Here is a 24,282-nt window from a genome sequence, read left to right on the forward strand (position 1 = left end):
ATTAATCCGTGTGATCCGTGCCTAAATTTATGATATAAACGGTTTCTTAGTCCGGACATCTTCGCCCGAATAAAGAAGGTAACTTCTTAAGTGTACTATTTTGTACTTCACTTGTACATTCCTACTCATTCTTTTTCTTCCATTCGCTTATCTTTGTGTTCATTACATTATTTCCTAAAACATTCAGCATTATGAAAAACGTTTCGCGTCTACTTCCCCTATTGTCTGGCATCGTCACGCTGTCAGGATGCAATCATGCACCCCAAAAGAACAATGGGCAGAATAGCCAAAAGCCTAACATTATTTATATATTTGCAGATGATCTCGGCATTGGTGATTTAAGTTGTTATGGAGCAACAAAAGTGAGCACTCCCAACATTGACCGGTTGGCAGGACAAGGAGTACAATTCACCAATGCTTATGCAACTTCTGCCACCAGCACCCCTTCCCGTTTCGGACTCCTGACAGGTATGTATCCCTGGAGACAGGAAAACACAGGAATCGCTCCCGGTAACTCCGAACTCATTATCGACACTACCTGCGTCACCATGGCAGATATGCTGAAAGATGCAGGATACGCAACCGGTGCAGTAGGGAAATGGCATCTGGGACTCGGTCCGAAAGGTGGAACCGACTTTAACAACCCAATTACCCCTAACGCGCAAAGCATCGGTTTCGACTACGAATTTATTATTCCGGCTACCGTAGACCGTGTACCTTGTGTATTTGTAGAAAACGGACATGTCGTAGGACTTGACCCCAATGACCCTATCACCGTAAGCTACGACCACAAAGTAGGCGACTGGCCTACGGGAGAAGAGAATCCGGAGCTCGTCACTTTAAAGCCCAGCCAGGGACACAACAATACAATTATCAACGGCATTCCCCGCATCGGTTGGATGACCGGAGGAAAATCCGCCCTTTGGAAAGATGAAGACATAGCCGATATCATCACTCATAAGGCTAAAAATTTCATTGCATCCCATCAGGAAGAACCCTTCTTCTTATATATGGGTACGCAAGACGTACATGTACCGCGCATCCCCCACCCACGTTTCGCAGGCAAAAGCGGACTCGGCACTCGTGGCGACGTCATCCTGCAACTGGACTGGACCATAGGTGAAATCATGCACACACTGGACAGCCTCCACATCGCAGACAACACCATCCTGATCTTTACCAGCGATAACGGTCCTGTTATCGACGACGGCTATCAAGACCAAGCTTACGAACTTCTCAACGGACATACTCCAATGGGTATCTACCGTGGTGGAAAATACAGCGCTTACGAAGCGGGTACACGCGTTCCATTTATTGTCCGTTGGCCTGCCCGGGTGAAGCCGAACAAGCAACAAGCTCTTTTCTCTCAAATAGATGTGTATGCATCGCTCGCTTCACTTTTAGAGCAACCTTTACGCAAGGGAGCTGCCCCCGACAGTCAGGAGCATCTGAACGTTCTCCTCGGCAAAAATAATACAAACCGTGAGTATGTCGTTCAACAGAATCTCAATAACACACTTGCCATCATAAAAGGTCAATGGAAATACATCGAACCGAGCGACGGCCCTGCTATCGAACATTGGACGAAAATGGAGTTAGGCAACGACAAACAGCCTCAACTTTACGATTTATCCTCCGATCCATCGGAGAAAACGAATGTATCAAAACAATATCCCGACATAGTGAAAGAATTATCTGAATTACTGGAATCCGTTAAAGAAAAATAGTTTATGAGAACAGAAAAATTGTATGATTTTGCACCAATCTTGAATAATTCTATCCATATTAGAATATTCAATCCGTCTATCTTTGCAAGCGTAGATTCAATAAAATCACTTAATTTTTAATATATGAAAAAACATTTATCCACTCAAACTAGAAAAAGGATGCTCTCCTCCATCGGACTGATCTTGTTTTCTGTTTCTTTTGTACTTGCACAGGTACTTGTTAAAGGTACAGTGAAGGATAACTTAGGAGAAGGAGTGCCGGGAGCCAGTGTTCAGGTAAAAGGTACTTCGCAAGGAACAATCACTGACCTTGACGGTAAATTTGCTTTTAACGTGCCCAATAAGAATTCAATATTGGTTATTTCTTTCATTGGTTATGTCACTGTAGAAATAAAGGCGGATACTCAAAAGCCAATGGTTATCACATTGAAGGAAGACACAAAGACATTGGACGAAGTGGTAGTAGTCGGCTATCAGGAAATACGCAAGAAGGATCTGACGGGTTCTGTTGCCAAAGCCAGCATGGCAGAACTTCTTAGCACTCCGACTGCTTCTTTCGGCGAGACATTAGGCGGACGTATTGCCGGTGTCAACGTAAGTTCGGGCGAAGGTATGCCGGGCGGACAGATGAACATCGTCATCCGTGGTAACAACTCTTTGACACAGGACAACTCTCCTCTTTATGTCATTGACGGTTTCCCGGTGGAAGACCCTTCCATAGCCGCAGCCATCAATCAGAACGATATTGAGTCACTCGATTTCCTGAAGGATGCCTCCGCTACTGCTATCTACGGTGCCCGTGGTGCCAATGGTGTCGTGATGATTACAACCAAGAAAGGAACAATCGGCCAGCCTAAAATTAAATATGACGGAAGTTTCGGTATTCAGCATATCACCAAAACGATTCCGATGATGGATGCATACGAGTTCGTCAAACTACAGGCAGAACGTAGTCCCAAAGATATGGAAACTACCTACTTCATGGATTATGACGGTAAGAAATGGGGACTGGAAGATTATAGGAATATCCCGCAATATAACTGGCAGGATGAAATCTTCCGCAGCGCATGGATGCAAAGCCATAATGTCAGCCTGACCGGTGGTTCGGAAGGAGTTCGCTACAATGCTTCTTTATCTTATTATGACCAGGACGGTATCTTATTGGAATCAAACTACAAACGTGTACAAGGCCGTATGGTACTACCATCCAAAAGAAGAAACTGAAAATCTATCTGACAACCAACTATTCAAGCACTACAACCACTGGTGGTTCTCCTTCCCAGAACTCATACAGTGGTATGAATAACCTGTTCTATAGTGTATGGGGATATCGCCCTGTGACCGAACCGGACAGACCATTAAACTCGTTGATGGATAACATCATGGACGACGCGATAAACAATACCAACGACTATCGTTTCAACCCTATCATGTCTTTGAAAAATGAATATCGCAAGACGTACGCGAACTATATCCAGTTCAACGGATTTGCAGAATATGAATTTATCAAAGGATTGAAGTTGAAAGTTTCCGGCGGTTACACATTCGATACCCGCAAAGGAGAAACATTCAACAACTCGAAAACTCGTTATGGTAATCCGAAATCATCCGATAAGGTGAATGCAGAAATCTACCATTCTCAACGTGCAACGTGGTTGAACGAAAATATTCTAACCTATCAGACCAATATCAAACGGAAGCATTTCTTTAATAGTATGGTAGGTGTAACTCTGCAAAATTCTGACTATGAATACTATTCATACAAGACAGTGCAAATTCCAAACGAAGCACTCGGGATGGCAGGAATGAGTGAAGGAACTCCCAGTACGACCAAATCATTAAAGAGTTCCTGGTCTATGCTCTCTTTCCTGGGACGTTTGAACTATAACTACAAATCATTGTATTATGCAACGGTTTCTTTCCGTTCCGACGGTTCTTCCAAATTCCGTGGTGATAACCGTTTCGGCTATTTCCCTTCCGGTTCATTGGCATGGGGATTCATGGAGGAAGATTTTATGAAACCATTGAAGTCTGTTGTTTCTTCCGGTAAATTAAGAGCAAGCTGGGGATTGACCGGTAACAACCGTGTAGGCGAGTATGATACGTATGCTTTATATCAGATATTAAAAGATAAAGTTGGAGATTTTATTTCGATCGGTAGCCTACCGAGTGGTGTATATCCGTTCGAAAACAGCCTGACAAGTGTAGGTACAGTGCCCACTTCCTTAAGAAACAGAAAACTGAAATGGGAGACTACCGAACAGTGGAACCTAGGCCTGGACTTAGGCTTCCTGGACGAACGCATCGGATTAACCGTAGACTGGTATCGTAAAACGACTCGTGATTTGTTGCTGAATACTGCACTTCCCACCTCTTCCGGTTATTTCAGTGCCATGAAGAATGTAGGAAAGGTACGCAACCAAGGTATCGAGCTCACATTGAACACAACCAATATCAAGAACCGTCATTTCTCATGGACTACTAACTTTAATATCGCATTCAACAAGAACAAAGTATTAGAATTGGCCGAAAACCAATCTTCTCTGTTGAGTGCAGCCAAATTTGACCAGAACTATAACTCTCAATACAGCTACATTGCCAAAGTGGGTTATCCGATGGGAATGATGTACGGATTCATCTACGAAGGTACATACAAATACGAAGATTTCGACAAAGTAGGTGATACATATACACTGAAACGCAATGTTCCGTATTTCTCTTCCGAAAGTAATACACAACCGGGTATGCCGAAATACGCAGACCTGAATGGTGACGGTATCATCGACGATAACGACCGCACTATGATCGGTAACGGTATGCCGAAACATACGGGCGGATTTACCAACAATTTCGAATACAAAGGATTTGACTTGAGCATCTTCTTCCAATGGTCGTATGGAAACGATGTATTGAATGCCAACCGCCTGTTCTTCGAGAACAGCAATAAAACACGTGACTTGAACCAATACGCAAGTTACGCAGACCGCTGGACACCGGAAAATCCGGAAAGTAATATTCCGAGAGCTACCGACTCCGGTTCTAACAAAGTGTTCTCTACACGTATTATCGAAGATGGTTCGTTCCTTCGTCTGAAGACCGTGTCTTTAGGATATACACTGCCGAAACAACTGACCAAGAAATGGAAGATAGACAATGCACGCGTATTCGTTGCCGGTCAGAATCTATGGACATGTACAGGGTATTCCGGTTACGACCCGGAAGTATCTATCCGTGAAGGCGCACTGACTCCGGGACTGGACTTCTCCGCTTATCCGAGAGCCTACTCTATCAGTTTTGGTATAAACTTAGGTTTCTAATCAATCATCCTTCAAACAATTACGTATATGAAAACAATAAAAATAATCATCATATCACTTCTTGTCGGACTTAACCTGACTTCCTGCGATTTCTTGGAAAAAGACCCGACATACACCACTCCTGAAAACTTCTTCAAAAATGAAGCGGACGCTACCTCTTGGCTGACAGGAACCTATGCCATTCTGGGACAAAGTTCCTTCTACGGAAATGAGTTCTTATACCTTGTAGGAGGTGACGATCTGGGACACTATGGTGGTGCCAACCGCGGACCTAACAAAAGTGGGTTGATCTGTAACAATGCCAACACAAGTGATCCGGCCGTTGCAGCATTGTGGTACACATTATACTCCGGCATCAACAGAGCCAATATTTTCCTGGAAAATATTGATGCAGTGCCCGATATGAACGACGATACCCGCAAGCAGTACAAAGCCGAAGCCCGTTTCTTACGCGCATTCTATTATTTTACTTTGGTAGAATGTTGGGGAGATGTACCTTTCAAGACTACTTCTACAGAAGATGCCTATAACCTCTCCATTCCACGTACGGACAAACAGACGATTTATGATTTTATCATCAAAGAGATGTATGGTTCTGCCGAGGATCTCAAATCTGCTCAAGATTTGAACTATTTACCGGGACGTGTTTCCAAATCGGCTGCTTGGGGAATGTTGGCGCGTGTATATATGTTCCGGGCCGGTGAACCTAAACGTGACAAGGAAGTGGGTTTGGCTAACAACACGACTAGTGCCGAGATTACAGAATATTTCAAAAAAGCAAGTTACTATGCACAGTTAGTCAAGAATGAGGGTCATTCACTAACTGCCAAATATTGGGACTTCTTTATCGACATTTGTTCTGATAAGTATAACACTGCTCTCAATAAGGATGGTGCCAAGGCTAATGAAAGTATTTGGGAAGTAGAATTTGCAGGTAACCGTTCGACGGATGTACGTGCAGAAGGTAGAATCGGTAATATTATCGGCATTCAGGGTAAGGACCTTTCTTCCAAAGCATCCATCACTGGTAAAGGTGATCCGGGCTATGCATACGCTTTTATCTGGAATACTCCTAAACTGCTGGAATTGTATGAAGCAAACGATGACATTGACCGTTGCAACTGGAATATTGCTCCATTCACTTACACCCAGTCAGCAGGAGAAGGTACTCCGGTGGACGGTCGTGAATTTGTAAAGGGAAAAAGAGATGAAGTGGAACAACAATACTGGGATAAATCCTTCAGCTATGGTAAAACAGAGCCGGGTTCTACTTACGGTGATCGTGAATCGAAGAACGATGCCAATAAGAACCGCAACAGGCTGCCGCCAAATATCGTAGAGAATATGAAGCAGACAAGAAGAGCAAAAACGATACTTCCATCAACTTCCCTCTTCTCCGCTACTCTGACATTTTGCTGATGATTGCAGAAGCTGAAAATGAAGTCAACCATGGTCCTAATGATCTGGCTTATGAATGTATCAATACAGTAAGAGAACGTGCAGGAATCAAAAAACTTGCAGCAAATCTGGATGAAGAGAGCTTCCGCAAAGCAATCAAAGACGAACGTGCAATGGAACTCTGTTTCGAGTACACACGTCGTTTCGACCTGATCCGTTGGGGAGACTATTACAAACTGATGCAGGAACAAGTGGACAAGGCACAGGCTGACGAATCCTGGAAGTTCGGAATCAATGTATATACTTACTTCAATATTCCGAAGTCTTACAATTATTTCCCGATTCCTGCCAATGAAATAGGATCAAACGGTGCTATCAAGACGAATAATCCGGGTTGGTAATTCTCTTAATAACTTTAAAAAGAAAAGGACATGAAAACAATATATAAAAGTTTGATGACTATCGCTTTTGCCGGACTATCCCTGGCTTCATGCGACAAGGAATTAAAAGAAGAAACAGCAATGGAAGTGGGTGTGGTGACAGACAGCAATGTCAGCTTCGATGGCAAAACTGTGACTGTAAAAAAAGGAAGCCCTGTAACGTTCAGCTTCGATGGCGACCCTGATTTTATCAGCTTCTTCAGTGGAGAAATAGGCCATGAATACAAACATCGGGACAGAATTGAGATGCAACCGGAAGACGTAGAAAAATGTGAAATCAATTTCTCTATATTATATGACTATGGCAATGCGAAAACCATCGAGGTTCTACTCACATATTAATATCCGATCGATTTGGAGGAATTAGTGGCAACAACGTGGAAAAAGACAAAGAAGCTGTTACTAACTGTGACTGGACGGAACTTGTCAGCCAGGAAGATCTTCCCAAAGCAACCAAAGTTACTAAAGACTATTCTTGCCCTTTGACTTCTTACTTGGGCAAGGAAATCAGCATTGCTTTCCGCCTGAATCCCCTTGACAACAGCGCTACAATGCCTGTTATACATATTAAAGGATTACAACTTAATCTAGAATTCAACAATGGGAAATCAACCACAATTAATGCAAAGAACTTCGAGTTCTCGGCATTGAATGTAACCTATAATTTAGATGACCTTTCAAAAAACAATTCTCATCTTAACAAACTGAAGGAAGCATTAGGAAACAAAAATCTCACACTTGAAGAAATGAAAAGTGCTGAATATGCAGACAAGATAGCATACACCACAGTGGATGGTAATATTCCTTATTTTTGGAGAATTAGCCAACCAAACGATTTCGTAACTAGCGGGGGTAGCAAAGATTATACCAAAGGAGATACTTGGCTTATTTCCAATCCAATCCTCCTCAATGGTTCCTGCGATCCTGACGCCGGTGTGGCCATCAAAAATATCTCGCAAACATTAGAGATATACTCACATACCTACGAGGAGGCCGGAACATACACCGCTACCTTCGTAGCCAACAATGCAAACTACGTCCATCAAGGTGGTCAAGTAGTACGTGAACTGACTATAAACGTTGTAGAATAAAAACATATCCCCCAATTTTTCTAACCTTCAATCATAGAAAACGTTTATAAAAATCAGACTTTAATCAATTTAACATCAGAAAGAGAGAGACCGCGAGGTTCCTCTCTTTTACTTTTACTATATCTTTTCACCCTCTTCCCTTTCTTCTCCTCCGAAAAAGCATTTTTCTTTACTCAACTAGCGTATAAATCAACATTTATATATAAGTTTGCACAAAAATAAAAACAATGCAAAAGACTCTTCCTATTCATTTTGCCCCATTACAAGGTTATACCGACGTGTTTTACCGTAATGCTCATGCTGCCTGCTTCGGAGGTATAGATACTTATTATACCCCATTTGTACGACTCGAAAAAGGCGGATTTCGTCATAGAGATGTCCGAGGAATCGAGCCCGGAAATAATCAAGTACCCCATCTGATTCCGCAACTGATAGCTCCCTCTTTTGACAAAGCAGACAAAATCTTATCCCTATTCATTGAAAAGGGATATAAGGAAGTCGATATCAATATGGGATGCCCTTTTCCCATGCTGGCTAAACGCCACAATGGTTCCGGTATTCTTCCTTATCCCGAAGAAGTGCAAGCGTTACTTAGCCTGCTGATTACGGAATATCCGCAAATAAGTTTTTCTATCAAAATGAGGTTGGGTTGGGAAGATCCGAAAGAATGTCTGAAACTGGCTCCGATTATCAATGAGCTCCCCCTACGACAAGTGGTTATGCATCCCCGCTTAGGAAAACAGCAATATAAAGGAGAAGTCGACCTTAAAGCGTTTGAAGCCTTTCAGGGAGTCTGCAAACATCCGCTCATCTATAATGGGGATATCAATAGTGTGGAAGATATTCACCACATTCAGGAACAGTTTCCCGGATTAGCCGGAATGATGATAGGACGAGGATTACTTGCCAACCCGGCATTGGCATTGGAATATAGACAAAACCGTACACTTGAGCTTGATGAAATAAGAGAAAAATTGCAATCGATGCATAGATGTGTATACAATCAATATGCAGAACAGTTAGAAGGAGGAGACGAACAGCTTCTGAACAAAATGAAAACTTTCTGGGAATATTTAATGCCGCAAGCAGACAGAAAATTACTGAAAGCAATTCATAAAAGCACAAGCCTCAACAAATACAATCAGGCAATCCTTGCCTTTTTTAATCAACGATAAACTAATAACCAGTAATTTTACGTAATTTTGCACCCGTTTACAAACATGCACATTATGAAAAAGTACATTCTCTTATTTCTTTGCCTGATAATCGTATCGGGCAGTTTCGCACAAATGCAGGATTTCAAGTTCAAATTCTACGGACAAATCCGTACTGACTTTTATTATAATAGTCGTGCTAATGAAGAGACCGTAGACGGATTGTTTTATATGTATCCGAAAGATAAGGTACGTGATCCGGATGGGAATGATTTGAACTCAACGCCCAACAGCAATTTCTATACCTTGTATTCACGTCTCGGAGTAGACATTGCCGGTCCGAAGCTGGGGACGGCCAAGACATCTGCCAAAGTAGAGGTTGACTTCCGTGGTACAGGTACCTCTTATTCGGTCATTCGACTTCGCCATGCTTATTTGAATCTGGATTGGGGAAAATCGGCTGTATTGCTCGGGCAGACTTGGCATCCGTTATTTGGAGATGTGTCTCCACAGATTCTTAATCTCTCCGTAGGAGCACCGTTCCAACCATTTAGTCGTGCACCTCAAATTCGTTATCGCTATACAAACAAGAATTTCCAACTTACCGGAGCAGCAGTATGGCAATCACAATACACTTCACAAGGTATCAATCCTGACAAACCGAAAGAGAGTAAAAAAAGTCATGAATACTTAAAGAATGGTTGCATCCCGGAGATATATGTAGGAGCTGACTACAAGAAAGACGGCTTATTGGCAGGTGTCGGCATTGAATTATTATCATTAAAGCCACGCATACATGCTTGGGGAGCGAACGGAGATCAATATAAAATAAACGAACGCATAACTACCCTTTCTTACGAGGCCCATGCGAAATATACTCATAAAGCCTGGTTCATTGCCGCAAAAAGTGTATTAGGTTCCAATCTTACACAAGCCTCCGGATTAGGCGGATTCGGCATTAAGTCAGTTGACGAGCACACCGGAGAACAAAAATATACTCCCATACGTTTCTCCAGCTCTTGGTTGAATGTTGTCTACGGAAAGAAATGGAACCTGGAATTTTTGTAGGTTATGCTAAGAATTTGGGAACAAGCGATGCACTATATGCTCCAGATGGAACTGACGCTCAAGTGTATGGAACGGGAACAAACCTCGATCAGTTAGTAACAGCAGGGGCAGAACTGACCTACAATGTTCCCCACTGGAAATTCGGTTTGGAATATACCTTAAGCTCTGCATGGTATGGTTCACTCAATGCCTCCAACGGAAAAATCAGAGATACTCATGCCGTATGCAACAACCGCATTGTTGCTGTTGCCATGTTCATGTTCTAATCTCTCTCTACACAATTCTTTTGATTATATATCTGTCACCTGTCACCGATTACTACCTAATGATTTGATTATAAACGATTAGCATTGTGACAGCAATCGGTGACAGCATTGTGATGACAATATTGCTGTCACCGAAAACAGCAAACTACATTTCATTAATCGGAGACATTCATTACGGGAGCCCCAACAGTCATATTTACTTCACTTATATACAACCTTTGTTTCATTACGGGAAACGATTAGTTCACACCGAGAAACCAATCGTTTCGCTATTTGAAACTTTTGGTTTCCTTACTTGAAACTAGAGTTTCATACGCTTGAAACCAAAGTTTCCCTTTGTAGAAACTAAAGTTTCTGCGGCTAGAAACAACAGTTTCAAAGCTTTGGAAACCACGCTTATACAAAGGGAAACAAAACATTTTCTGACTGCCTGACTTCTTATCTCTTTAGTTCCACTTCAAAGCTAGCACCATCTTTGCAACTGAATTGCAAGATTGTTTGCTTTTCATTGGAGGAGACTACCGTACAATAGGGAGTTTCTTCCACATTCCATCGGCCTTTTATGGTCACAGTCAACGGTATTTCACTACTTCCATTATTAACCCACGGACGAGAGTAGATACTACGTTCAATCCGCTTCCCGTCTTTGTCAAACGCTTCGTCACTTGGACCGCGATACAAAGCCAAATCAGGTTGTGCTACCGTCAGTTTAATCTTATCAGCAGATTCTTTATGAGTCATAACCAGGCAGGAAGTATCCACACGCTGCAACAGACCACCCGGCAACGTTGTTTCAGGAGTTTCAAACAATACATAAGAAACAATCTGCTCGGAAGCGGACGCTACAATATGCGCCTTCCGGTCTTGCTGCAATACTTTATAAGTTGGCTTTTTCGCAAACTTCTTCATCGCGGTTTCATTCGTTTGAGGCAAAACAGCATATTCATACCTTCCGTTTTTCGGCGCCTTTCCATGATCTACTACCAAAGAAACCCAATCACCCTTTGTTTCCTTTCCCGTATTCTGCATTCGCGAATGTTGAGGGAAGTTTTTCTCAAACCGAATGGCTGTCGGAACATAATAACCTGTTCCCAAATGATCTACCCATACTTTCTTATCTTCCTGATAATTTTTCCAATAGTCATGTCCCGCCTTATCTGTGACTGCCAATTGGAAGATAGTCGTTTCAGTGGGGAATTCCGTATTTGTATTTTCAATATCCGATCCAAGGCAGACAATCATTCCATCGATGAAATGGTAAGATTTACGTGCCCGGTGCGATCCGTTATACTTGTCGTGCTCGTGCAACTTCATTCCGAAGTTACCATTCATCTTCTGTTGAGACAATCCGCCTGCAAAAGCTTCATCAGAATAAAGCATCTCTTCCATTCCTGAATAACGGTCTACATTGAGTACTTTAGCCTGCAATTGTTCCAACGGCAAATGAATAGATGTAACTCCCGGGATACGGTTCCAGTCAAAACCTTCCTGCTGCCAACCACTAGTGGCCGGAGTCACTGTCTGCCCCGGTGCAGCAGTCAATATCTGCAAACTGCCGTGTGCCAGATAGCGACCATATAAATTCGCTCCCAAATAATGTTCAGCCGCCCATAAATAACGGGAATGTCCACGGGCCACGGCAGACCAGTTACTGCGACGTTGAACAGAGATACAACCATAACCCATTGCTATATTCCCCTGTGGGTCCGGTTCCGGACGGAAACCTTTCTCTATCAGAAGCTTTGCCGCTTTGCGTTCTTCAGCATTTGAAACTTTGGGCATATATTCGGGAGCATCATTCTCAACGCCCGAATTTGAAATCAAACGAAGATAAGAAGAAGCCATTTCACTATCATATTCCGCCTTTCCATCGGGAGAACCGGCTAAAGCCATCATGGCAAAATGCATAGGAACCAGTTTACCTTTTCCATCCGGATGACGACCGGACATAGAAAGAGGGAAATTCAGTTTATTGCAATAAAAGCGCATGGTCAGCAATACATTCTTCACCGTTTCATGAGCCAACTTGGAAACTGCAAATTCCGTCCGGCTAAGAAGATAAATCATGTTTGTTGCCCCATCCAGTCCGCCTACGGCATAAGCCGGATAGTTATTGCGATGATGGAAAGCACCTCCGTCCACTTTAAATGAACCGGACAGCCCCAGTGCAGGACGGCAACCATAATCAATCCAACGAGAGAAAGACCGCAAGTATTGCAGTTTCTCCGGTGTATCTTCCATCATTAGAATACTGGCAATACGCCCTGTGGTCTGTGTATTGAAAGAGTCCATATCAATTCCGTCAACTTCCGGTTTGGGATACACTTCGTTAGTAATCGCATACCAGCGTAATGTCCGTTCGGCTTCTTGGAGTTTGCCTGCTTCCCTAAGCACATCTTTCATCAAGAAATATGCCAGATACAGGCCGCGAACACTATACCCGTAATGATGGATATTTCCCCAACAACTACCATAAGCCACGCCCTGATCGGTTATGTGATCGTACATTGCCAAGAACTTCTTCTTCATTTCTTCCCGAATCACCGGTTTCGCCGTACTATTATTATATGCAACAGCTATTCTTTTCATCAGATCGAAATAAGCACGCATTTCCACACCCATCTTAGTGAGCATATCCTTGTTCCAATCCGGAATGATTCGTTCATAAGCTTCGGCGGCACGTACCATATAGATAGGTACTCCCGAAACCTGACCGTTTTTGTAAGTGATCTGATAGAAATCATATTCTTGCGAATATTTTCAACCTCTTTATCTGTGATCTTGCCTTTCGTGTAGATCATATCACGAAAACGCTTTTCCAACAGTTGCATTTCTGCTCTTTGCTTATCGTCTACAGGAGTCAATTCAATATCCGGTTTCAAAAGCGAGTGTTGATAGACAACCAGCCAATGGTTGGTGGTTCCGGCATTGACAAAAGGGACTTGCAGATCGGCCGTCTGTTGACGTGCATCAACCTTAGTAGCCGTAATCAAATGATCGATGAAAAGGGTTCCTTTTGAATTTGGAGCAATAATTCGGAGTTCATTCATGCCTTCTTCCGGTGTGCCTTGCATATCACGTTCATAGCAGACCCATGCAGCGCGCCAACCACTGAAATTAATACCAAAAGGGAAAGATGTGCATCGTTTGCCGTCTTTCAGAAACTGAAACTCAATAGTCGCATTCTGAGGCACTTCATTATAAACCCACACAATAAAAGCCGAAAGATATAAATCCTTGCCGGTCGGATCTTTCTTCTCAAACTTCAGGTCTTTCTTGAGTTCCAATATACCACCCGGTTCAAATGTCCATTCCAACGAATGTTTTCCATCTTTATAATGCAGATCTGATACCGACAGGCGGGAATGGGTAGCGGTGATACAATCCGGTATTTGCGGTTTTTCAAAAGAAAACATCCGCTCATCTGTTACGACTTGCGCATGAAGGAATGTTGAACACAAAAGAGAAAATAGAGTTGTCACTCCAAATTTAATAAAAGGTTGTTTCATCATGGATATATCGTCTTATTAGGTTTTTCAGTATATAAGTCAGAGAGTAGTCACTTTAAAATCTGTAAACAGTACATGATTCTGCAAGAGACGAAGACCGAAGTGTCCGTCACCTTCGTCGCCTGTAAGAACATAGCGGAACAGTTCTTCACCATTCACAGAATAAGTCGTGATTCCTTTTTCCACTCTAATCCGAATCTGATACCACTGATTGGGAACAAGTAAGTGAGAGGCATCAGTATATTCTTTCAATAAGGGTTTCACCTTGTCATCTGCTACTCCATAATATTCTCCTCTGTAACGACGGAAACGAGTCGTCGAGTTATCATTTCCCCCGTATCCAACGTAGAAAAGGTCTAATGTGTTGTAGTTTTTAAAGATACCGTCGCGCCACTGACTACGAGCAAAAAGATCATCTGGGTATTTAGGGTCATTAGCAGCCCAAAAACAATTCAAGTCACTCAAGCGATCGTACTTCCCTCCTTGCATCACCATACAAATGTGGTAACTAACCTCATAATTCCCCGCCAATCGCTGCTGATACCACATAGTCAATCCATCCGGCACGATCAATTCTAATGTATCTGTACGTTCTATCACCTGCAAGGCATGGGATGCATCTTCTATCTTCCATTGTTGTGCAAACGCATTTTCGCGTTGTGCAAACAGCACTACACTATTTAAGAGAAATAAAGTAATCAAACTGTAGCTAATAAAAAATCGCTTCGTCATTACGGTATTAGTTTAAAGATAATTCTTCCGGATACAAAGAAACCCCTCTTTTCGAAAAAAGAGGGGCTCAAATTGTACAAAATATCTCAAATAATGTATTGACCGGGAATTTGTATTACCAAGCCTCTACCACTTTTTCAGCAGCCGGATGCAAATACCAATCCTTGTTATCAACTCCATTGCTAGTCACCCAAGCACGGAATTCAGGATAAGCGTCATCAAAAAGCACCTTTTCATAAGCATGTTTTACGCCAACAGGAACTTTAATTCCCCAAACAAAACCATTCTTATTACAATATGGAACACCTTCCATCATTTCACCGGCCGAATCAGCTTCGTAATTAGTATAAAGATAAGAAGGTCTATAGCCTTTCATGTGAATCTCTTTATTCGTATTTGTCACAATAAAGAAGTTCTGATTATGAGTATCAGTAATAAGAGCACGATAAGCTTTCAATTGATCCAAATCTTCAGTAAGACTAGTACGAACCTTAGCTCCCAAAATAATTTCTGCACGTAACATGCCTTGTCCCGGATTTATAAAACCTTTTGTAGTCTGGAAGAAATTAGTATTATCACCCAAAGCACTCAAACCATCCATTATGATAACCGGGCTACCGTGTTCCGTGTCTACCGTAACTTTACAAAATTGCGATTTTCCAAAGAGTTGCTGTTGAGGCATTTCTGCTTTCATTTCCCCAGTAGCAAGTTCGGTTTCTTTTCCTTGTCCTTCTTTCAAAAGAATACGGGTTGCAACAGTCTCTATATACTTTTTATCCAAGCCACCTAATACTACACCTAATTTAATAGGATATCGACCGCCTTTGGCACGAATATCCAAAGTCAACTTCAATCCTTCTTTATATCCCTGACCAGCTTCGAACCATTTTTCAGCCTGACATTCGGTTACTTTCAAATCGTACTCAAAAACAACATCGTTCAAATCATTGTCTTGACCTGGTTCAATCGGCCAATTGTCTTCAAACATAGCAACGCCTGTATTATGATAGAAAAACCATCCATCATCTTCTTCACTAGTTACCGCCACCGCATCTTCAGGTACAGTTATTGCTACAGTCTCGCCACTCCGAGTCACGCTATTTATCGGAAATGATGCTGTTTTATCTGTTCCATCAGAATACTTCAAATAAATATTGGCACAGTGAATAGGCACATTCAATTCCAAGTCTTTCTCTCCATCAACAAGCAGGCCACTCACCAACAAACTTCTTTCCTGATTTTCTGAATCCCAATACAAATCAACCGCTACAGGCTTACTTGAATAAACTTTAGCAGAGACAGTACGACTAGTTGCAAAATCAAACCCTGCCGGAATAACATACTGCGGGGAATCATCTCCTCCTCCATTATCCACTATTCCTTCTTCATTGTTACTGTCTGTACAAGCAACAACCAACATCGTCCCCATAAGGACATACATCAAACTTTTAATCTTCATTTTAATCTAATTTTTAAATTTATTGTTTGTTTCAGTTTCCTATGAAAGCTCTACCTTATCGCACCCATATCCGAGCCCTATATGTTAACTTATCAAAAATATATTTAACGCTTAATGGCTTTTTACCTGCCTTTATTTGTAATTTCAATCCTTTCCATCGAAAATAATCACAAGAGTTCAAATATGGCTCAAAAGCCCTGTTCATGAACAATGGATAATATATACAAGTTATTTAGTATATTTGCATTAGACAGAACATTCAATACAACAAATATAAAACTTTTGTTTTGAATATACAAGTTTTATAGATTAAATATCAAGGGAAATGGATCAAGTACTGTATGGTATAGATTACATAGAATATTATTTCTATTGGATATATTACAAGTTTATTGGCTATCCTTTAATCATAAGAATATGCTCAATTGCTGTAATGTTTTGTATTATTGCGTACTTGTTTCTCCTATTCCATATTATATATGGTATATTCAAAAGGCGGAAAGAGAAGCGAAGATACAACAAAGCTTTCGACAAATATTACGAGGAAATGAAATCTATCTCGCTAGATTCTAACACATTAAGTGAAGAAGAAATCGCGGACAGATTACAGTATGATACGAAAAAACGTCCCAAGCCTAATGAATTACGTATTATCACTCAACTATTAACAGAAATCAAGAGTGTACATGAAGATGACATCCATGAACTAAACTATCAAACGATTCAAACCGTATTCCAGATCACGCGTTTCCTTGAACGCGAACTTCAATTCGGCTCCAAAAGAGCAAAGATACAAGCGCTGAAACTTATTCAATCCATCAACGGATATGCCTCTGAAGCAGTATTGGTGCGCTTCCTCTATCATCGTGAAATAGAATTGAGGAACTCTGCACGCTACACTTATATGTGGCTAAGCCAGGGAGATCCGTTCCGTTTCTTCGACGAAGACATCGGCATGAAGTTGAGACAATGGGATATGATGGAATTGCATGCCATCTTGGAACACCGCAAGAAGGTGGGATATAACACACCGAGCTTTATAAAATGGGTGAATACTTCGGCCGAAGAGAATGTTAAGATATTCTTTATCAACGAAATCCGGTTATATAATGAAACCGATAGTGCTCCCATTCTGGCTAAACAAATCAACGCACGCTCTACCGAAATCCGGGGCGAAGCGATCAGAACTTTAGGAAAACTAAAATATAAAGAGATCGAGCCCAAGCTGATTGAAATGTATCATGTGCAACCGGAAGAAGTCAAGCGACAAATCATTTCGGCTGTTGCAGACCTGAAAACAGATAAAGCATTAGGATTTCTTTACAATGCTTATGATGAAGCAGACAACTGGGGGACAAAACGTATCATCCTGAAAGCCCTCTATGAATACAGTTCAATGGGAAGAAAAACATTCGATCAATTGGAGAGAAAAGCTGATTCCCACACAGCTATATTGTTTGCCCATACCAAGCATCCGTTAATCAACCAGTTAATTTAGAGAATATGAGAGATATAATATTTACATTCTTCAATTATTTCGTATTCTTTTATACGAGTATGCTGGCGATATTCTTCGTCACATTCGCCTTCCTCTCTTTCATTTCTCTGAAACGGAGAAAAGATTACTATGTGGAAAGCTATATGCGGAAAACAATTAAGGAATCTCCCTATACACCGGGTATTTCGGTAATTGCCCCTGCTTTCAATGAAGAAAAGACAATCATTGATAACGTGAACTCTATGCTTGCATTGGAATACCCGCTTTTCGAGGTGGTGATTGTAAATGACGGAAGCACGGACAGTACGTTGAAGAAGATGATTGAACATTACGAACTGATAGAAGTGCCCTATGCCTATATTGAGCGAATCAAAACCAAACCGTTCAGAAGACTCTTCAAATCTACCAGTCCGAAATACAGTCGACTCATCGTTGTAGACAAAGAGAATGGAGGAACCAAGGCGGATGCATCCAATGCAGGTATCAATGTTTCTTCATATCCTTATTTCATCTGTACGGACGTAGACTGTATCTTAGAGAAATATGCTCTTTACCGCTGTATATCGCCCATTATATCTTCCGATAAACAGGTAATCGCAGTCAGCGGAACGATGTTGATGGCAAACGGATGCGTAGTGAAAGACGGGCAGATAGTAGACGTGAGAACTCCGCGTACTCCGATTCCGCTTTTCCAGAACCTCGAATACATGCGTTCCTACCTGATTGGTAAGATGGGATGGTCTGCAATCAATGGTATGCCGAATGTTTCCGGTGGATTCGGTCTTTTCGACCGTTCCGTAGCCATTGCAGCCGGAGGATATGACGGTACTTCCTTTGCAGAAGATATGGACCTCATTACCCGCATGGTAGGATATATGTGCGACTTCTCCCGTCCTTATAAGATTATTCAGATTCCTGATACTTGCTGTTGGACGGAAGGGCCTCCCAACTTGGCGATGCTTTACCGTCAACGTACCCGTTGGGCACGAGGATTGTTCCAGACACTTAGTATCCACCATAAGATGATCTTCAAGAAAACATATAAACAGATGGGATTGCTGACTCTGCCTTATATGTTCGTATTTGAGTTTTTGGCACCCATCATCGAACTTACCGGTTTGATCGTATTTATCTATCTGGCCTTTACAGGAGCGGTCAACTGGAATACGGCGTGGATGATTTACCTGACGATCTATACGTTCTGCCAGTTCCTTTCCATCGTCGTTATTACCTACGACTATTACGTCGGGATGCTTTATAAAAGAGGATACGAATATCTGTGGATTATCATAGCGTCCATATTGGAGCCCATCTTCTATCATCCCATCATCACTTTCTGTTCATTGAGAGGATACCTTAGCTATCTGACCAATAGAGACTTCAAGTGGAAGAATATGGAGCGTAAAGGATTCAAGCAGAAAGAAGAAAATACGGATGATGCTGAAACAGCGGCTATGAAGCCTGAACCGGCAACGATTTAAACAAGAAAGAAAGATTAAAGACAAGATAGAATGAACAGAGAATTTCTCCATAAGATCACCTTATTAGGTTGTCTGTTTTTGCTGATAACCTCTTCCTCCGGAACCGATAATGGATTCCAGACGCCGGAGCAATATGCCCAGATTGTGCAGGAGCATTTTGCGAACGAGGAATGGGAAGCAGGAAAAGAGCTATTGGAGGAGGGCCTTCAGAAATACCCGAATGTTTCTGACCTTGAATGGCTCATGGGCAAATACTGGTTTCACGAAAAGAATTATGACCAGTCGCGTTATCATCTTGTTAAAGCAATAGACGACAATTATAACAACGTCAATGCCAAACACCTGCTGGTAGACGTGGAAGATATTACCGAAAACTACTCCAGTGCCATTTGCTACGTTAATGAGTTGCTGGAAGTGAATCCGTATTGGAGAGGCTTATGGCGAAGGAAGATTGAACTATACCGCAAGCAGAACAACGATGTGGAAGCGGATCGCCTGTTGAAACGAATCAATCAGATTTACCCGAACGATACCATTCTAAGGAAGGATTACATCTACAGCATGGAAGTAGGCTACCAACAAATGAAAAAAGGCGGTAACCGGAAAGAAGCGATCGAGAGACTGACGGAGCTAATCAAAGTATCTCCTCAAAACGAAGAATATTACCTGGACATCATCAACCTGCATTTACAGGAAGGAAACCGGGAAGCAGCTCTAGGCTGGTCATCCAACGGTTTGGCTGCCATACCGGGAAGTGGTGCCCTCATCGTCAAAAGGGCAAGTATCCTCAGTGAATTGGCGCGTTATCCGGAAGCACTGGCATTTATACGCGAGCAAATGAAGAGAAACAATAGTCCTGCCATACGGCGTATGTACAACGACTTATTGATGGAAGCTGCCCGTGCAGAGAAACAGCGGGACCCTTATGTATTATATGGCATGGCCTACGAAGGAGGCAACAAGAACAAGGAAGCATTAGACTATTTATTGAACACTTCCGTCACCCGCGGATATACCGACGATGCCCTCTTCTATATCAGAGAGGCTAAGAAACAATATGGCAACAATGACAAAGGAATTCTCTATAAAGAATATATGCTTTATCGCCAGATGAATGAGGATGATCTTGCCTATTCAACGCTGAAAAAGATGTACGAGATGTATCCTGATGATTATGACATTACGCTTGCCATGAGCGCACAGCACATGAAGAAAGCCGAAAAGCTGATGGAACTCGGTCTGTATGCGGAAGCATTGCCGCACGTATTGTTTGTATCTCAAAAACATGTAGACAACGACGTGAACGGTGCCGCATGGGAAAAAGCCTTGAGTTGCTATATCAATATGAAACGTTACAATGAAGCACTTGCCACATTGGATACCATCACCCTTCACTTCCCGGATTACGAGAATGGTACGTTGAAAAGGGCCTTTATTCTCGATAAAATGGACAAAACCGAAGAGGCTTTGCAACTATACTTGTCTGCAATCGAGCAGAGCGACGAGGATATGCGTATCTTCTACGTCATCGGATACGAGGAACTGGCAGTGCCCTACATCAAAAAGTGCATGGAAGCCGGAGCTACGAAGAAAGCATACGAAGAAGCCATCAAACTGGTCAGCCTGAATCCATCGAGCGATCTTGGATTACGGTATGCCATTAACTCGTCCGGTTTACTCGGAAAATACGATGAATTCGAGAAATATACAGCGCAAGGAATCAATTACTATCCTGAAGAACCGTTCTATCAGGCAAAGAGGGCTACTGTCCTTGAACGCGACAAGAGATACGAAGCTTCTTTGGAATTCCTGAAACCGATACTCAATAAATACCCGAGCAACAAAGAGATTATAGGCGCATTCTCACAAAGCAGCGAATATCGTGCCCTGCAACTGACAAAGGCGAAAGAACCCGAAAAAGCTCTCGCTGTTCTTGATACAGCTTTGCTTTACGACAGCCAGAACAAGTCTTTAAAATACACCAAAGGCGTGGTATATGAAGCCAACAGACAAGCGGATTCAGCCTATTATTATCAAAAGTATTACGAGCCTTCCATCATGGAATACCGCTCTTTCCAACGGCACTTATCGGGCCTTAGAAGCATGATGCTCAAGAATGAGATCGCTTTGACCTACCTGCGTGCACGCTACGGAGAAGAAGACATCATTACCTCCGTTGCCACCGCCGAATACACCCGAAAAGGCCAGAAGAACAGCTACACGGGACGTCTCAACTATGCAGGACGAAGCGGCTCGGCAAGCGACAGCATGGAGGCTGAAGAACAGACACCGGGAGGGGTCGGCATCCAGGTACAGGGAGAATGGACGCATCACTTCTCACCGAAGTGGAGCACTACGGTCAATGCCGCTTTTGCTACCAAATACTTCCCGGATATTACCGCCGATGTTGCCATACGGCATTATCTCAAGAATGACTGGGAAATAGGAGCACATGTGGGATACAGACGTGTAGCTGCCTATACGAAACGTTATGAATGGAACGACGAATTCTTTGCAGGAGGCACCGGAGATAACGGTTATCTATTTACCGGCTGGAATGAGTCAAAGACCAACCTGCTCACCGTAGGCGGAGAATTAGCCAAAACGATCGAAGTCGTTCGCCTCAACACGAAGATAGATATGCATTTCTTCAATTCCAACTTCTACTACAATGCACAGATTGGTGCCAAATACTTCCCGGCTAATGACGGAAAGACGAATATCAACGCCATGGCAAGTATCGGATCGGCCCCGGAAACGGCTGTATTGGATTACGCGCTGCCCGGCTCTTTCTCACACACCAATACAATGGTAGGACTGGGAGGCCAATACATGGTCAGTCCTAATATTACCATAGGTCTGATGGGTACTTGGAATACCTATTATAACCAGACCAACACCGTGCGAGGGAGCAGTCCGCTCAACCCGATAGAATCCATATCGACACGCTATAAAAACTTATATAACATCTATGCACAAGTCTATATTTCATTCTGACACGCTTTGCCCCATATTGGCAGGAATGATATGTATTTGCTGCCTTTTATCCGGCTGCCGCATGCAGGCACGCACAGAGATGTTCCCATCTAAAGAAGGATACCTCATCACAATCGGCGAAGATCCGACGGACAGAGATACCCGATGGGCCAAATACCTGTACGAGCACCTCAAGAAACGTGCAAACGACGATGAAATGGTCGCTTTCGGTGTCTCCGAGATGGATATGTGGCGTATCATCATACAGATAGACCCGACATTGCAGAGAGGATTCAAAGTAGCCTGCAAAGGTTCGGATATCAGACTGACCGCAAGTGACGGCAAACAAATGTTATGGCTGCAATACCAACTGATAAAGAAGATCAGCAAAGAAGACCCGCGCATAGACGGTTCGGATCTTCCTCCCGCCCTTATCAATCTCAACGATACTTGCGGAGCTTTTGCATTTGACTATCAAAGTATTTATTCTCCATACGGCCTGAACGCCGATCATACAGGCGTTATCGGCCTGAACAACTTTGACGACAGCTGGGGAATATGGGGACACAACCTGCGAAAAGTACTGGGAAAGGATGCAGAGAAAGTATATGCCACCATTCACGGGAAAACAGATGACTCACAACTGTGTTTCTCTTCCGAGGACATGTATCGCCAGATAGAAAATTACATCGTAGATAACTTCGGTGAAAAGGGGAATTTCCGTTTTGTAATCGCACCGGATGATACTCCGTACGCCTGTACGTGTACCACCTGCACCGCATTGGGAAATACAGAGAAGAACGCAACTCCCGCCGTTACGGAACTGATCCTCCGCCTGTCGCAGCGTTTTCCCAAACACACGTTCTTTACAACTTCCTACCTGACCACGCAACAAGTCACAGACAAGCAACTCCCGTCCAACGTCGGGGTAATTGTCAGCGCTATCGACTACCCGCTCCGCCGGACAGACGGCAAGGACGAGCAAGACAAGAAATTTGCGGAACAACTCGACAACTGGAAGAAAGTAACGAACAACATCTATATATGGGACTATATCAACAACTTCGACGACTACCTCACTCCTTTCCCCATATTAAAGATAGCCCAGCAAAGACTCCAACTTTTCAAACAACACGGAGCCAGCGGCATATTCTTCAACGGAAGCGGTTACAGCTATTCTTCTTTCGATGAAATGAGGACTTTTGTATTATCAGCCCTTCTTATCAACCCGGAACTTCCGGTTGATGAATTAATTAAAAGCTATTTTAATCAGGAATACCCGGTATCCAAAAAATGGCTGTACGATTACTACACAGAGCTAGAAAACAACGCCCAATCCGGAAAGCGGCTCGGACTTTACGCCGGTATCAGAGAATCGGAAAAAGGATTCCTCTATCCGGAGAAGTTTATCAAATTCTATGATGAAATGGGAGATTTTGTTTCCGAAGCAAAAGGGAAAGAGCGCAAAAAGCTGCACGAACTTCAGACCGCTTTGTCTTTCACGCGCATGGAATTAGCACGTGACCACGGTTTCGACGCTTACGGATATGCCAAGCGGAATGGAAAGGATATTCAGCCGCTCCCCCAAACCCGTGAATGGATCGCCCAACTCAAAGAGCATAAAGCATTTGCCGGAATGGAATATTATAACGAGTCAGCCTATGAGATTGACTATTATATAAAGGAATGGGAACAATATATACTTGCTTCCGACATAAAGAAAAGTTTGTTTCTGGGAATGAATCCTTCCGCAACCCCTAAACTAAATAAAAATGATTCAAAGAAACTGACCGACGGCACTCACGGTTTACCCGGAGACTATCATTGCGGTTGGGTTATCATTCCGGGAGAAGAATGTACCATCGACCTGCCGGTTAAAGGACTCAATGCATCAGGAACATTCTATATCAGTTTTCTGAATCTTCCCCGCCACCGCATCTATGCGCCACAGCAGATTCAACTGCTGAAAGACGGAGTAGCCTATAAAACAATAGACTTGAAACCGGAAGACTCCCCGGAAAAAGGAGAAATGATGAAAGCCACCGTTCCGGCAGACCTGAACGGAACAGAACAATTAAGCATAAAAATCAGTTGTTTAAAGAAACCGGGAACGCAAATGGGTATCGATGAAATTGCATTCATCCCTTAGATGCTGAAAAAGTGATA

The 24,282-nt window shown here is 42.7% G+C and carries 8 protein-coding genes and 5 pseudogenes; 10 read left to right on the forward strand and 3 right to left on the reverse strand.

Annotation, left to right across the window (positions count from 1 at the left end):
• Nucleotides 1–191 precede the first annotated feature (191 nt).
• The 6 genes and pseudogenes from DXA05_RS10890 to DXA05_RS10915 all read left to right on the forward strand — a co-directional run bounded on the left by DXA05_RS10890 (nucleotide 192) and on the right by DXA05_RS10915 (nucleotide 10,461).
• Nucleotides 192–1,727, forward strand: a complete 1,536-nt coding sequence (locus tag DXA05_RS10890) for a sulfatase-like hydrolase/transferase (RefSeq protein WP_049701570.1) — start codon at nucleotides 192–194, stop codon at nucleotides 1,725–1,727.
• Nucleotides 1,728–1,886: 159 nt separating this feature from the next.
• A pseudogene (locus DXA05_RS10895) lies at nucleotides 1,887–5,044 on the forward strand (TonB-dependent receptor).
• Nucleotides 5,045–5,071: 27 nt separating this feature from the next.
• A pseudogene (locus tag DXA05_RS10900) lies at nucleotides 5,072–6,843 on the forward strand (RagB/SusD family nutrient uptake outer membrane protein).
• Between the two features lie 30 nt (nucleotides 6,844–6,873).
• A pseudogene (locus DXA05_RS28360) lies at nucleotides 6,874–7,973 on the forward strand (DUF5017 domain-containing protein).
• A 227-nt stretch (nucleotides 7,974–8,200) separates the two neighbouring features.
• Nucleotides 8,201–9,148 (forward strand): tRNA-dihydrouridine synthase family protein, encoded by a 948-nt coding sequence (locus DXA05_RS10910; RefSeq protein ID WP_008641729.1) that lies wholly within the window; start codon nucleotides 8,201–8,203, stop codon nucleotides 9,146–9,148.
• Between the two features lie 54 nt (nucleotides 9,149–9,202).
• Nucleotides 9,203–10,461 (forward strand): annotated as a pseudogene (locus tag DXA05_RS10915) (DcaP family trimeric outer membrane transporter).
• Nucleotides 10,462–10,899: 438 nt separating this feature from the next.
• On the opposite strand, the pseudogene DXA05_RS10920 reads toward DXA05_RS10915, so the two are convergent.
• The 3 genes and pseudogenes from DXA05_RS10920 to DXA05_RS10930 all read right to left on the reverse strand — a co-directional run bounded on the left by DXA05_RS10920 (nucleotide 10,900) and on the right by DXA05_RS10930 (nucleotide 16,161).
• Nucleotides 10,900–13,973: pseudogene (locus tag DXA05_RS10920) on the reverse strand (chondroitinase family polysaccharide lyase).
• 36 nt (nucleotides 13,974–14,009) lie between these two features.
• On the reverse strand, nucleotides 14,010–14,702 hold the full coding sequence (locus DXA05_RS10925) for a DUF6250 domain-containing protein (protein WP_087320929.1): 693 nt from the start codon (nucleotides 14,700–14,702) through the stop codon (nucleotides 14,010–14,012).
• Between the two features lie 115 nt (nucleotides 14,703–14,817).
• The gene (locus DXA05_RS10930) at nucleotides 14,818–16,161 is read right to left on the reverse strand and encodes an LruC domain-containing protein (RefSeq protein ID WP_004310348.1); all 1,344 of its coding nucleotides are present in this window, start codon (nucleotides 16,159–16,161) and stop codon (nucleotides 14,818–14,820) included.
• 325 nt (nucleotides 16,162–16,486) lie between these two features.
• On the opposite strand from DXA05_RS10930, the gene DXA05_RS10935 reads away from it, so the two are divergent.
• Genes DXA05_RS10935 through DXA05_RS10950 form a run of 4 tightly spaced genes read left to right on the forward strand, consistent with a single transcriptional unit; the run spans nucleotide 16,487 to nucleotide 24,265 of the window.
• Nucleotides 16,487–17,659, forward strand: coding sequence for a HEAT repeat domain-containing protein (locus DXA05_RS10935; protein ID WP_049701567.1), 1,173 nt, complete (start codon nucleotides 16,487–16,489; stop codon nucleotides 17,657–17,659).
• Nucleotides 17,660–17,664: 5 nt separating this feature from the next.
• Nucleotides 17,665–19,140, forward strand: coding sequence for a glycosyltransferase (locus tag DXA05_RS10940; RefSeq protein WP_004324274.1), 1,476 nt, complete (start codon nucleotides 17,665–17,667; stop codon nucleotides 19,138–19,140).
• A 30-nt stretch (nucleotides 19,141–19,170) separates the two neighbouring features.
• Nucleotides 19,171–22,137, forward strand: coding sequence for a hypothetical protein (locus DXA05_RS10945; RefSeq protein WP_128859168.1), 2,967 nt, complete (start codon nucleotides 19,171–19,173; stop codon nucleotides 22,135–22,137).
• A complete protein-coding gene (locus tag DXA05_RS10950) occupies nucleotides 22,112–24,265 on the forward strand; it encodes a DUF4838 domain-containing protein (RefSeq protein WP_128859169.1) in 2,154 nt (717 codons plus the stop codon). Before DXA05_RS10945 ends, DXA05_RS10950 begins: the two co-directional genes overlap by 26 nt.
• Nucleotides 24,266–24,282: the final 17 nt, after the last annotated feature.

Origin of the sequence: Bacteroides sp. AM54-2NS, assembly GCF_003602935.1 — a bacterium.
Lineage (GTDB): Bacteria > Bacteroidota > Bacteroidia > Bacteroidales > Bacteroidaceae > Bacteroides > Bacteroides xylanisolvens.